Raw genomic sequence first — 12970 nt, 5'->3', positions numbered from 1 at the left:
TAAGCCCTCTCCCTTCAGGGGAGGGTTTGGGCGGGGCCTCTTTTATAATTCCTTAGCCAAAAACGGATACCTGTAATCTGTCGGCGGATCGAAAGTTTCTTTGATAGTGCGCGGAGAAACCCAGCGCAATAGGTTAATCATCGAACCTGCTTTATCGTTAGTGCCCGATCCCCTGGCGCCGCCAAATGGCTGCTGGCCAACAACGGCACCTGTAGGTTTATCGTTAATGTAAAAGTTACCTGCGGCGTTGCGTAAGTGCTGAGTTGCTTTGGCAATAGCATAACGGTCCTGCGAGATAATAGAGCCTGTAAGCGCGTAGATGGATGTTTTATCTACAATGTTAAGCACCTCATCAAATTGATCGTCCTCGTACACGTAAATGGTTAATACGGGGCCAAACAGCTCTTCGCACATGGTTACATAGTATGGGTCATCAACTTTTAATACAGTTGGCTCCACAAACCAGCCTTTGGTTTTATCGTAGCTGCCGCCGGCAACAACTTCAACCCCTTCGTCGGTTTTGGCAGCATCAATGTATTTGGCCAGCTTATCAAACGATACTTCGGTGATAACGGCATTGATAAAGTTTTCAAAATCCTCAACCGGGCCCATTTTAAATGAGGTGATATCGCGCTGCATGTTAGCCTTTACCGCGGGCCATAACGAGGCAGGGATGTAGGCCCTTGAAGCCGCAGAGCATTTTTGGCCCTGGTATTCAAAAGCACCACGAACAAGGGCTGTGCTCACTACGTCGGCATTGGCGCTTGGGTGGGCAAGCACAAAATCTTTACCACCGGTTTCGCCTACAATGCGCGGGTAGGTTTTGTATTTGTGGATGTTGGTACCAATAGTTTGCCATATGTTCTGGAAAACCTTGGTTGATCCGGTAAAGTGGATGCCTGCAAAATCGGGGTGGTTAAATATCACTTCGCCGGCAACCGGGCCGTCAACATAAATCAGGTTGATAACGCCAGCGGGTACACCGGCTTCTTTGAATATTTTCATGATCACGTTTGCAGCATAAATCTGCGTATATGCAGGCTTCCAAACTACAACGTTGCCCATCATGGCGGCCGACGCAGGTAAATTACCGGCAATGGCCGTAAAGTTGAATGGTGTTAATGCAAACACAAAACCTTCCAATGGGCGTTGTTCCAAACGGTTCCAAACACCTTTGCCCGATACGGGTGGTTGTTGCTTGTAAATTTCGGTCATGTACTCCACGTTGAAACGCAGGAAATCTATCAGCTCGCAAGCCGAATCGATCTCGGCCTGGTAAGCGTTTTTTGATTGACCGAGCATGGTAGCCGCGTTGATGGTAGCACGGTACGGGCCGGCAATTAAATCGGCAGCTTTTAAAAATATGGCGGCACGTTGTTCCCAGGGCAGGTTTTCCCAGTCGGCTTTTGCGGCAAGGGCTGCATCAATAGCGGCAGTTACATGGCTGGCATCACCTTCGCTAAAAGTAGCTAACAGGTGTTTATGATCATGTGGCGGGCGAATTTCCAGCTTGGTGCCGGTGCGTAATTCCTGCGTGCCAATGTACATAGGTATATCTAACTGTTGTGCGCGGGCCTCGTCTAAAGCGGCTTTGAGGGCTACACGCTCTAAACTTCTGGGTCCATAGTTTAAAACCGGCTCGTTTACAGGAGCCGGGACATTAAAAAATCCTTTAAGCATAATGGGTCGTCAATTAATAGGGGCAAAGATAGGTATTTTGTGATTGACGATGGGTGAGGGGAGTGTCAAAATGTTGATAGGGTAGAGTTGGGTCTATATTTCAGGAACTTTCTTGAGATACCACAACTACATTCTTTCCTAATGTTTTAAACCGGTCGCCGTTTTCTTGTACAACGGTAATGGTAATGTGCCCGGTTTTGCTTGTATTTATATCGCGTACTTTGCCGCATTTTCCGGCATGGGTTCCGGCGACAACTTTACAATCGTCTCCATTTTTTAAGTTTTCTGTAGCCATATTTATTGTTTGTTTAGTTGGTAATCTATGCTCGCCCGTTCAGCCATCCAAGGCTAAACGTGGCCCGCCTTGAGTATCGCCACTTAAGTTTAAGCGTATAAGTCTTATTTCCTCGTCGCCCGTAAATTGGATTAAAAGTAATTAATGTATTGCTGATATCACCGTAAACAGTTCCAATATAGGGCATAAAAAGAGCAGATGGAAAAAAAATGGGCTGATTTATAACGCCGCCGGAACAAGTGAAATGACTATCTTACAAGGGTAGAAATAATTATTCATTATGAAAATAAAGCTATTAGTCATCAGAACAGGTGATATAGAAAAGCTTGCCAAATTTTATGAGTTATTAAGTTTCGCTTTTGAATACTACAAACATGGCGATTCTCCTTACCATTATTCAGCCACCGTCGGTGAAACTGTAATTGAAATTTATCCGCTTACAAAAAGCCAAACCGAAGCGGATAAAAGCCTGCGCTTAGGTTTTGAGATAGATAATTTTGATACAACAATTGAATTGCTAAAGGAGAATAATATTGTATTTTTATCACAGCCGATATCAACTGAATTTGGGTTAATGGCGATAGTTATTGATCCTGACGGCCGTAAAATTGAATTGTATAAAAAGTAAGATGAAAAAGCTGCTTGTATTACCCGGTTTATTAATAATAGTTAATTCAACTTTTGCGCAATCAAAAAAGATTGTCCCGGCTAAGCTGAGGCCGTTTATACCGAAGGACTATGCTGTTTTGGCCTATGAAACCGGCGACCTTAACCAGGATACCTATCCGGATATTGTATTAGCTTTAAAAAATAACCACGAAACAGATAGCGACCAAACAGCAAGGCCGTTGCTGATACTTTTGGGTAAAAAAGATGGCAGTTTATCGCTTTATGCCCGTAACGATAGCGTGGTGCTTTGTAAAGGCTGCGGCGGCATGTTTGGCGATCCGTTTGAAGGGATAACCATTAAAGGCCGGTATTTTTCGCTGGAATATTATGGCGGCAGCCGCTATCGGTGGAACCGGTTCACCACTTTTAAATATGATTTGGTAAAGAAAGATTTTGTGCTGCATCGCGATGCCGGATTATCCTACGATGATGTGCAGGAAGATAAAAAATACACCAAAGATGTGTATCATAAAGCCGCTTTCGGCAAGCAGAGGTTTGTAAAATATAATTATGATACAGATTAACATCGCACCATGACCATAGAAACCCTTCAATCGATTTGCCATCAGTTGCCCGGTGTTACCGAAGATATCAAACTGGATCACCACCTGTGTTTTAACGTTGGCGGTAAAACTTTCCTGTTTACAGGGCCCGATTCGGTGCCGGTAACAGCATCGGTTAAAGTGCCGGATGAGGACTTTGAAGAAACCCTTCAAAAGGAATGCTTTTCGCCACAAGCTTATATCGGCTGCTATAAATGGGTGCATATAGCCGATATTAATTGCCTTAGCAATAAGGCCTGGGAGTTTTATATCAAACAATCGTACCGGCTTATAGCTGATAAGCTGCCGGCCAGAGTAAAAAAACAGCTTAATACAGGCGGGGAATAAACACCCTTTAATTGTCGTATCTGCACCGCATTACTTTAACATTGGGGGGCTACATTTGTATCATAACCATTAAAAACAAACTATCATGGCAACACAAATTTTTGTAAACCTTCCTGTTAAAGATCTTAAAAAATCCATCGAATTTTTTACCAGCCTGGGCTATAGCTTCAACCCGCAATTTACCAACGATATGGCTGGTTCGTTAGTAATAAGCGATACTATTTTCTTTATGCTGGTAACCGAGCCCTTCTTTAAAACTTTTACCAAAAAGGAAATTGCTGATGCAACCAAAGTAACTGAAACTATCAATTGCATCTCCTTGGATAGCCGCGAAGCTGTCGACGAAATGATTGCCAAAGCAGTTGCCGCCGGCGCCACCACACCAAACGATAAGCAAGACCATGGCTGGATGTACGGCTGGGGTTTCCAGGACCTTGACGGCCACCTTTGGGAGTTTGCGTATATGGATATGAGCCAGTTGCCGCAACATGTTTCTTAGTAGTAAGTAGTAAGTAGTAAGATTTTTTGATGTGCAGGTGGAGAATTATTTGAAGATTTGAGAATTTGAAGATTTGAGAATGAATATTTCTGAACTTTATTTGTCAAATTATTAGACTTCCTTGAATTAAAATTCTGTTCATTCTTAAATTCTGTAAATTCTGATTCAGACAAAATTTCGCGATAGGGATCGGTGCGGATACCGGCCAACGCGGCTAAGGCCTGCGCAGTATGAGCAGAGAGCCCGTGTCGCAGGCATCGCCATTTTTAGTAGTAAGTAGTTAGTATCAAGTAACAAGACTTTATTTAGCGGAGCTTAATCGCTTCTTAAATTCTTCCAGACTTACTGTTCTTCCTGCGGCTATGTCTTCTTGTCCTCTTTGGATGTTCTCTAAAACACCTGGCGGTAAAGCATCTGAAACTACTTGTTCATAGGATATATCAAGCGCCTTAAAGAATGCTATCATGATCCTGGCTTGCTGTTCCGTTGGATAGGCGATGTAAGATTTCATTAAAACTATTTGATTTTTTTGATTATACCATAGCAGGTTTTCATGATAGTACAGTCGTATTTTCCATCGCCAATAGCTCCTATCACTCCATCAGTTTCATAAGGGCTAATGAGTACAGAATCAGACATGGCTGTATTTTCGGTATAGCAAGGTCCATCTATCCGAATAGTATCGGCATTATTGATTATAACAACGGTGTTGGCATGGATATGTGCATATCCGCAATATCCCTTGGTATGTAATAAAACTATGCCTTTTATTGGGTGGTCTAATTTAGAGTATTGCCATTTTTTTTCACACTTGCCTAATGCATCGGCCATTTTGCGTATCCCGTGAGTTTCGGAACATCCGAAACTTAAAAGCAGAATTACTATTATTAAAAGCCCCTTTTGCATAGCTAAATATAAGCCGCTTTAAATAAAAAAACACCACCCGAAACCGGATGGTGTTTTTTATGTTGTCCCACACCTTTCAGTGGGCCGGGCATCTATCAAACTTTGATTTCAACTTCAACGCCGCTTGGCAACTCAAGCTTCATTAGGGCATCTACAGTTTTCGAGTTCGAGCTGTAAATGTCTAATAAGCGCTTGTATGAGCATAATTGAAATTGCTCACGTGCCTTTTTGTTTACGTGTGGTGAACGTAAAACGGTGAAAATTTTCTTTTCGGTTGGTAACGGAAGTGGTCCGCTAACTACAGCGCCTGTTGGCTTTACTGTTTTTACGATCTTCTCGGCAGATTTATCTACCAGGTTGTAATCGTAAGATTTTAATTTGATCCTGATTCTTTGGCTCATGTTGTTGTTTAATTTGATTACCCTAAGAGCTATTTATTAGAGTAATTGATTTATTTATTGAGTGAATTAGTGAGTTAGCGATTTAGTGAATTATAAAAATCACTCATTCACTAAATCACCAATTCACTAATTGATTTATGCGTTTGCAGCAGCTTTTTTGCCTTTTACTTTGGCAACTACTTCTTCCTGTACGTTACGTGGTGCTTCAGCATAGTGATCAAACTCCATGGTTGAAGTAGCACGGCCAGATGTGATGGTACGTAACTGGGTTACATAACCAAACATTTCTGAAAGAGGTACAGTTGCTTTAATAACCTGGGCACCTGCGCGTGAATCCATACCTAACAGCTGGCCACGACGACGGTTCATGTCACCGATTACATCACCCATGTTTTCTTCAGGGGTAAGGATCTCGATTTTCATGATAGGCTCCAGCAATACTGGTTTACACCTTGGCAATGCCTCACGGTAAGCCATCTTAGCTGCTAACTCGAAAGATAGCGCATCTGAATCGACTGCGTGGAACGAACCATCAATTAAACGTACTTTTAAGCTGGTTAACGGGAAGCCGGCTAATACACCGTTTGCCATTGAAGCAGCAAAGCCTTTTTCAACAGATGGGATAAACTCGCGTGGGATTGCACCGCCGCTAATTTCGTTCACAAACTGTAAACCTTCTTTACCTTCATCATTAGGTGAAAGTATAACCTGGATATCGGCAAATTTACCACGACCACCGGTTTGTTTCTTGTAAGTTTCGCGGTGCTGAACACTGCCTGTAATTGCTTCTTTGTAAGCAACCTGTGGCGCGCCCTGGTTAACCTCTACCTTAAACTCACGTTTCAAACGGTCCATGATGATATCTAAGTGAAGCTCGCCCATACCGCTAATAACGGTTTGACCGGTTTCTTCGTCAGATTTTACGTGGAAGGTTGGATCCTCTTCAGATAATTTACCTAAAGCGATACCTAATTTATCAACATCGGCCTGAGTTTTAGGCTCAATAGCCAAACCGATAACCGGCTCAGGGAATTGCATCGATTCAAGTATGATCGGGTGTTTCTCGTCGCACAGGGTATCGCCTGTTTTAATATCTTTAAAGCCTACTACAGCAGCAATATCACCTGCACCTACGTTAGGGATAGGGTTTTGCTTGTTAGCATGCATCTGGAATATACGTGATATACGCTCTTTGTTATCTGAACGCATGTTGTGTACATATGAACCAGCCTCAAGGTTACCAGAGTATACGCGGATAAAGCACAAACGACCTACGAAAGGATCTGTCGCAATTTTAAACGCTAATGCTGCAAATGGTTCTTTTTCAGATGGTTTACGTAAAATCTCTTCGCCTGTATCAGGATGATGGCCTATGATACCTTCAACATCCATTGGTGAAGGCAATAATTCCATCACGTAATCAAGCATGGTTTGTACACCTTTGTTTTTGAAAGATGAACCGCAAACCATAGGCACAATTTTAGCATCTAACACTGCTTTACGCAATGCATCCAAAATTTCGCGCTCGGTAATTGATTCAGGCGCCTCAAAGAATTTCTCCATTAAGGTTTCATCGTAATCAGCAACTGATTCCAATAATTTCTCTCTCCACTCGGTAGCTTCCTCAATCATATCCTCTGGGATAGGCACTTCGGTAAAGGTCATGCCCTTATCATGCTCATTCCAAACAATACCTCTCCAGTTAATTAAGTCAACCACACCCTGAAATTTCTCTTCAGAACCAATTGGCAATTGCAAAGGCACTGCGTTGCTGCCCAACATGCTTTTTACCTGTTTTACAACATTTAAAAAGTCGGCACCGCTACGGTCCATTTTATTTACGAAGCCTATACGGGCAACGTTATAGTTATTTGCAAGTCTCCAGTTGGTTTCTGATTGTGGCTCAACACCATCAACCGCGCTAAAAAGGAATACCAAACCATCTAATACACGCAGTGAACGGTTTACCTCAACGGTAAAATCCACGTGGCCCGGTGTATCAATAATGTTGATATGGTATTTTTGACCTCTGTAGTTCCAGTTAACTGTGGTAGCAGCAGATGTAATGGTAATACCACGTTCCTGCTCTTGTGCCATCCAGTCCATGGTAGCTGCACCTTCGTGTACTTCACCAATTTTGTGGCTTACACCAGCATAGTAAAGTATACGCTCGGTAGTGGTAGTTTTACCGGCATCAATGTGAGCGGCAATACCTATATTTCTTGTAAATCTTAGATCTCTTGACATGGTAATTATTGAGTTATTGATTTATTGAATTAGTGATTTAATTGAATTTCACTAATTAAGTCATTCACTTATATTTTTAGAAAGTGATTGGCGAAATAATGAATTACTGATTAGCATAATGTTATCTAATCAATAATTCACTAATTCAATAATTCACTAATTAGAATCTAAAGTGAGAGAACGCTTTGTTGGCTTCAGCCATTTTGTGCGTATCTTCTTTCTTTTTAACTGCTGCACCTTCACCTTTAGCTGCTGATATGATCTCGCCGGCTAATTTCTCCATCATGGTTTTTTCACCACGACGACGGGCATAGCTGATTAACCATTTCATACCTAAAGCTATTTTACGCTCCGGACGAACTTCGGTTGGTACCTGGAAGTTAGCACCACCAACACGACGGCTTTTAACTTCAACTGCAGGCATAACATTGTTTAAAGCCTTTTTCCAGGTTTCTAAACCGCTTTCGCTGGTTTTCTTTTCAACAATATCAACTGCATTATAAAATATAGCGTATGCGGTAGATTTTTTACCATCATACATCATGTTATTTACGAACCTTGTAACCAGGGTATCATTAAACCTTGGATCAGGAAGGATAATTCTCTTTTTTGGTTTTGACTTTCTCATTGCTTTCTATCCTCCTTAATTATTTTTTCTTCTTAGCTGGTGCGCCCTTGGTAGGTGCAGCTGCCTGACCTGGTTTAGGACGTTTTGTTCCGTATTTACTACGACGTTGGTTACGGCCGGCAACACCTGACGTATCCAAAGCACCACGGATGATGTGGTAACGTACACCTGGTAAATCCTTAACACGACCACCGCGGATCAAAACAATAGAGTGCTCCTGTAAGTTGTGACCTTCACCTGGTATGTAAGCATTTACTTCTTTACCGTTGGTTAAGCGCACACGGGCAACTTTACGCATTGCTGAGTTTGGTTTTTTAGGGGTAGTGGTATACACGCGTGTGCATACTCCTCTTCGCTGTGGACAGCTGTCCAACGCTGGCGACTTACTCTTGTCAACCAGAGCTACTCTACCTTTTCTAACTAATTGCTGAATAGTAGGCATTTTTCCTTTTTGTATTTACAGTTTTATCCTTATTTTAAGGACTGCAAAGGTACGGAGTATTTTTTGATTTTCAAGGGATTGGATAGAAAAAGTTTTGTAAAGGGTTGGTTTGGTGGATGGAAGGGGCGTTGGGTGGGTAATTGATTGATAATTTAGGCGTTATGGGGAGTTATTGAAAACGCTATTCGAAGCATCGTCATGGCGAGTACCCATCTGGTAAAACCTAGAAAAATCGTAGTGAAGAGCAATAGATATAGTTAATCAAATGGCTTAAACTACCGTCATTGCGAGGAACGAAGCAATCCCCGATGTACAGAGACAGTTACTAAGTTGATTAATGTTTACTGTTATATTTAAAATGATATAGGGAGAAAAAGCCCTTTATCTAAATAATGGCAATACCTTCGGCCCGCGCTGTTTGTTCATACTGCACCGGCCTTAGCCACATTGGCCGGTATCCACGTCCATCGCTATTGCGGGCTTGGGAAAAAAAATAGTAAATAGTCAGATGACAAACTTTACACAATTTAAGGCTCTAACTCGGGTAGAAACCTTTCTTGCACATATAGAATGGTCGCCACTGCTAATAATGTCTAACCTATTGGTGGTGGAGGTGGCAGGCTGACGCTAATGTTGGTAATACCACTTCCATAATATTTTTCTCCCCTGAAAAATCTCACCGGATTTAGTTCAAATGACGCATCAAACAAAGCACTGTGAATGCTACATTGGTCCGTGTAGCTATACGGAGTTTGTAACCCTTTTACTAAATCTAACGACACTCTTATCGGAACGAATTTGTATCCAGGGTATTGCTCGGCTATTGCAGTCTGCAGATAATTAAATTCGATTTTGAATTCGCTATAGGGTGATTCGGTAATAACATTTATTGAGCGATAGCCAGGTTCCGAGGGCATTTCCTTGTCTTTGATAAAAGTCTCATCCATTCCGTAAACAGTAAAAAAATCTGCAACCTGACTAACCGAAAAAAACAGCCTCTTAACCCTCCGAAAGGTCATGTCTTCATACTCTTCTAAAATCAATTCACCGCTGAAACATGTATCGAAAGGCCCACTACAGTTGCGGATACTTTTTTTTGACTTAGCGCGTAACTTTTTTAAAAAAATTATCCACGGCTGATAATACTGTTTATGGTTATTTGTTCTATTCTCAAAATTCTGCATCAAAAGCACTATTTTAGGGTGCTGCTTATACTCGATAGTATTCTTATTCAATCCAACTGGATAAATCTGATTTATGGAGTACTTAATTTGTTCATGTAGTAAAAAACCAGTAAGCATATCTGAAGAGGTGATTGTTGAATAGTTCATTTACAGGCAAAATGCGGATTTATAATTATATTGTATTTTAATTGAAACATGGGGGCGTTATCCCCCATCCACAAAAATAAACAAACAAAGCGGTGATTACTCACCGCCTTGCTATCAATCACTCACAAACAATCACTCAAAACAAATTCTTTTTATTAGTAATGGTTATAACCACCCTGGTTGTAATCATGGTCGTGGCCACGTCCGTGGTCGTCATGATCGCGGTAGCGGTACCTGTCATGATGGTACCCTCTTCCGTATCCATCGCGTACCACACAACCCGATGATACCGATATTACTACTGCTGATATTAATAGTGCAAATGCAACAAATCTCTTTTTCATGGTGTTTAATTTTAATGGTACCTGTTAATTAAACAACGTACATATATATGACGATTTGTTTTTGAAAAGGATTAACCGGGGTGGCATTTTATTAAAAACCCGCATCGATGATCTGCTGGTAATAGGGCGATTCGGGCAGGGCAAACTCTTTGGCTTTCAGCATCCAGGTTTTATAATCGGCCAGCTTGCCTGTGTTTTTGTAGCAGGTTGCCATGTTAAAAGCTAGTTCGCCTTTGGCATCCGATTTTTTATCGGGCGCGTTCGATATACCTTTTTTATAGGTTGCGATGGCCTGACCAAATAGCTTTTTCTTCTATCAGTTTAGTGTTAACCATGATAAAATGTAAAATATTGATTATTAAATATTTATAGATATTTTATCTGAAATGTGTTAAGTTATGTTAACCCAATTAGATGCGTTTGCACTGCAAAAAAGCCTTCAACTTTTTACAGTTAAAGGCTTTTTTTATTATGGCGCTGCCGGTTTTGGCGGCGTTGGCGGATGCGGCATGTTCCTTGGCGGAGCGCAGCTGGTAGCTAAGGTGGCAACCATTGCAGCAAGCAACAGTATGCTGGTGAATTTCTTTTTCATAGTGGTATGTTTTATAGTTATAATATAAGTTGGGTGTTAATTGTTTTCAAAAACCATTAACTTAGGTTTTTACAATACAGCTATCATGAAAAAATTATCCCTACTGATTATTCCCTTTTGCATCCTTGCAGGTTGCAAGCCTAAGGCCGCAGCCAATAACAGCGATGCGTTATCCGGCGATGCCGCCTTCCAAAAAATTGCCGACGACTACCTCGACGGTTACCTGGCCTGGCGGCCGGCCAATGGCGTTGCCCTTGGGTATCACCAATACGATGGCAAGGTTACCGATATCAGTAAGGCCTCTATCGAAAAAGAACTGGCGCGGTTAAAAGATTTTGATGCTAAATTGGACTCAGCCGATACGGCATCCTTTAGCCCCAAAACATTTTACGATTACCGCATTTTACGCTCGGCCATTAAACAGGAACTATGGACTTTTGAAGACCTGGGTACTTATACCAAAAATCCCATGACCTATGCCGGCGCGGTTGATGTGAGTATTTATATAAAGCGCAATTTTGCTCCGATAGAGGATAGGGTAAAATCAATCATTGCGATAGAAAAACAGGCCCCTAAAATGATGGCTGATGCCAAACTAAACCTGAACGATACCCTGGCGAAGCCGTACGTTGAAACCGCCATACAGATAGCAGAAGGCTCGGCTGCTTTTTTAGGCGGCGACTTGAAGGTGGCTCTAAAAGACGTGAAGAACGATACGCTCATGAAAACCTTCAACAAGGTTAACGCGGCTGCTATAGCAGCAGTAAATGATTTTGCCGCTTATCTGAAAAAAGTAAAATTGCCCAAGGCCAATAACAAATACGCCATAGGTACAGCCAGCTACCAAAAAATGCTGTTATACAGTGAAGGGATAAAACTTACACCCGATAGGATATTGGAAATTGGCCTGGCTCAGTTAAAAAAAGAACAGGATTCGTTTAATGCCGCGGCCAAGATCATCAACCCCAGTAAAAAACCGGTTGATGTATACCACGACCTGCAAAAAGACCATCCCACGGCCGAAAGCCTGATCCCGGATGCCAAAAAGAACCTGGAGCAGATTCGCCAGTTTTTGATAGATAAAAACATCGTGACCATGCCATCGCAGGTGCGGGTTAAGGTGGAGGAAACACCGCAATACGCCCGCGCTACAGGTACCGCATCAATGGATACGCCTGGCCCGTTTGAAACTACCGCCACCGAGGCCTATTATTATATAACCCCGGTTGACGCTAAATGGACAGCCCAGCAAAAAGAAGACTGGCTAAAACAGTTTGACTATTACACCACCGACAATGTAACCATCCACGAAGCCTACCCGGGCCATTATACCCAGTTTTTGCACCTGAATGCATCATCGGCAACCAAAATTGAAAAGATCTTCGGCAGCTATGCCTTTGTGGAAGGCTGGGCCCACTATTGCGAAAAAATGATGGCCGATGAAGGCTACGGCCACAATGGCGACACGGTAAAGGCAGCCAAATACCGCCTGGCACAATCGGGCGATGCCTTGCTGAGGCTTTGCCGCTTATGCGTATCTATCAAAACCCATACCCAGGGCATGAATGTGGATGATGCCACCAAATTTTTCATGAACAACTGGTACCAGGGCGATAAGCCATCGAGGCAGGAAGCCATACGCGGTACCTTCGATCCGGGCTACCTGTTTTATACCATTGGCAAACTGGAGATCCTGAAACTTCGCGATGACTACCAAAAACAGGAAGGCGCCGCTTTCTCCCTCAAAAAATTCCATGATGCCGTAGTCGACCACGGTATGCCGCAAATTGGCATGCTAAGAGAAATTATGCTGAAAGACAAAAGCACCTGGGGCGATGTGCTTTAAGAGGCTTAAAGCAGAATGCTTAAGGCAATAGAAAAATATGTCATTGCGAGCGTAGCGCGGCAATCGCGAGCTATTCATGTGGATATGTATAGTTCGCGATTGCTTTGTGCCTACCGATGATATGTTTTCTTTTAGAGGTGCGTAGGCCTGTCACCCTGAGCCTGTCGAAGGGTCGCGCGGAGAGGCCTTTGCCCGCTATG

General features: G+C 42.5%; 17 protein-coding genes. 6 read left to right on the top strand and 11 right to left on the bottom strand.

What is annotated here, in order from left to right; all coding sequences use genetic code 11:
* Positions 1 to 42 precede the first annotated feature (42 nt).
* Both pruA and ACFGVS_RS11245 read right to left on the bottom strand, forming a co-directional pair.
* Positions 43 to 1680: an L-glutamate gamma-semialdehyde dehydrogenase gene (pruA, locus tag ACFGVS_RS11250; RefSeq protein WP_439698684.1), complete on the bottom strand. Its 1638-nt coding sequence runs from the start codon at positions 1678 to 1680 to the stop codon at positions 43 to 45.
* Between the two features lie 100 nt (positions 1681 to 1780).
* On the bottom strand, positions 1781 to 1975 hold the full coding sequence (locus ACFGVS_RS11245; RefSeq protein ID WP_274212368.1) for a KOW motif-containing protein: 195 nt from the start codon (positions 1973 to 1975) through the stop codon (positions 1781 to 1783).
* Positions 1976 to 2255: 280 nt separating this feature from the next.
* Here ACFGVS_RS11245 and ACFGVS_RS11240 point away from each other — a divergent pair, with 280 nt between their 5' ends.
* The 4 genes from ACFGVS_RS11240 to ACFGVS_RS11225 all read left to right on the top strand — a co-directional run bounded on the left by ACFGVS_RS11240 (position 2256) and on the right by ACFGVS_RS11225 (position 4033).
* Complete coding sequence (locus ACFGVS_RS11240; protein WP_439698683.1) at positions 2256 to 2603, top strand: VOC family protein; 348 nt, start codon at positions 2256 to 2258, stop codon at positions 2601 to 2603.
* A gap of 1 nt (position 2604) precedes the next feature.
* Positions 2605 to 3168, top strand: coding sequence for a hypothetical protein (locus tag ACFGVS_RS11235; RefSeq protein WP_439698682.1), 564 nt, complete (start codon positions 2605 to 2607; stop codon positions 3166 to 3168).
* Positions 3169 to 3177: 9 nt separating this feature from the next.
* Positions 3178 to 3534 carry an MmcQ/YjbR family DNA-binding protein gene (locus ACFGVS_RS11230; RefSeq protein ID WP_439698681.1) on the top strand — a complete coding sequence of 119 codons (357 nt, stop codon included), beginning with the start codon at positions 3178 to 3180 and terminating at the stop codon, positions 3532 to 3534.
* A gap of 85 nt (positions 3535 to 3619) precedes the next feature.
* Entirely contained in the window at positions 3620 to 4033 is a 414-nt protein-coding gene (locus ACFGVS_RS11225; protein WP_439698680.1) for a VOC family protein, read from the top strand.
* Positions 4034 to 4334: 301 nt separating this feature from the next.
* On the opposite strand, the gene ACFGVS_RS11220 is transcribed toward ACFGVS_RS11225, so the two are convergent.
* From ACFGVS_RS11220 to ACFGVS_RS11180, 9 genes are all read right to left on the bottom strand, one after another.
* Positions 4335 to 4544: a hypothetical protein gene (locus tag ACFGVS_RS11220; RefSeq protein ID WP_274212373.1), complete on the bottom strand. Its 210-nt coding sequence runs from the start codon at positions 4542 to 4544 to the stop codon at positions 4335 to 4337.
* 5 nt (positions 4545 to 4549) lie between these two features.
* On the bottom strand, positions 4550 to 4864 hold the full coding sequence (locus tag ACFGVS_RS11215) for a hypothetical protein (RefSeq protein WP_439698679.1): 315 nt from the start codon (positions 4862 to 4864) through the stop codon (positions 4550 to 4552).
* Between the two features lie 170 nt (positions 4865 to 5034).
* Positions 5035 to 5340: a 30S ribosomal protein S10 gene (rpsJ, locus tag ACFGVS_RS11210; protein ID WP_022830652.1), complete on the bottom strand. Its 306-nt coding sequence runs from the start codon at positions 5338 to 5340 to the stop codon at positions 5035 to 5037.
* A 135-nt stretch (positions 5341 to 5475) separates the two neighbouring features.
* Entirely contained in the window at positions 5476 to 7587 is a 2112-nt protein-coding gene (gene fusA, locus ACFGVS_RS11205; protein WP_439698678.1) for an elongation factor G, read from the bottom strand.
* A gap of 160 nt (positions 7588 to 7747) precedes the next feature.
* Positions 7748 to 8215 carry a 30S ribosomal protein S7 gene (gene rpsG / locus ACFGVS_RS11200; protein WP_090645082.1) on the bottom strand — a complete coding sequence of 156 codons (468 nt, stop codon included), beginning with the start codon at positions 8213 to 8215 and terminating at the stop codon, positions 7748 to 7750.
* Between the two features lie 19 nt (positions 8216 to 8234).
* Entirely contained in the window at positions 8235 to 8657 is a 423-nt protein-coding gene (gene rpsL / locus ACFGVS_RS11195; protein WP_067190071.1) for a 30S ribosomal protein S12, read from the bottom strand.
* A 593-nt stretch (positions 8658 to 9250) separates the two neighbouring features.
* Positions 9251 to 9988 carry a hypothetical protein gene (locus ACFGVS_RS11190; protein WP_274212378.1) on the bottom strand — a complete coding sequence of 246 codons (738 nt, stop codon included), beginning with the start codon at positions 9986 to 9988 and terminating at the stop codon, positions 9251 to 9253.
* A gap of 155 nt (positions 9989 to 10143) precedes the next feature.
* A complete protein-coding gene (locus ACFGVS_RS11185; RefSeq protein WP_439698677.1) occupies positions 10144 to 10332 on the bottom strand; it encodes a hypothetical protein in 189 nt (62 codons plus the stop codon).
* A 91-nt stretch (positions 10333 to 10423) separates the two neighbouring features.
* Entirely contained in the window at positions 10424 to 10546 is a 123-nt protein-coding gene (locus ACFGVS_RS11180) for a hypothetical protein (protein ID WP_439698676.1), read from the bottom strand.
* 184 nt (positions 10547 to 10730) lie between these two features.
* On the opposite strand from ACFGVS_RS11180, the gene ACFGVS_RS11175 reads away from it, so the two are divergent.
* Positions 10731 to 10952 (top strand): hypothetical protein, encoded by a 222-nt coding sequence (locus tag ACFGVS_RS11175; RefSeq protein ID WP_439698675.1) that lies wholly within the window; start codon positions 10731 to 10733, stop codon positions 10950 to 10952.
* A gap of 57 nt (positions 10953 to 11009) precedes the next feature.
* Positions 11010 to 12770 carry a DUF885 domain-containing protein gene (locus tag ACFGVS_RS11170; protein WP_439698674.1) on the top strand — a complete coding sequence of 587 codons (1761 nt, stop codon included), beginning with the start codon at positions 11010 to 11012 and terminating at the stop codon, positions 12768 to 12770.
* Positions 12771 to 12970: the final 200 nt, after the last annotated feature.

The organism is Mucilaginibacter sediminis, from assembly GCF_051903035.1.
In the GTDB taxonomy this organism is placed as follows: Bacteria; Bacteroidota; Bacteroidia; order Sphingobacteriales; family Sphingobacteriaceae; genus Mucilaginibacter.
Note: the sequence above shows the minus strand (reverse complement) of the source record. Positions and strands in the feature narration are given on the sequence as shown.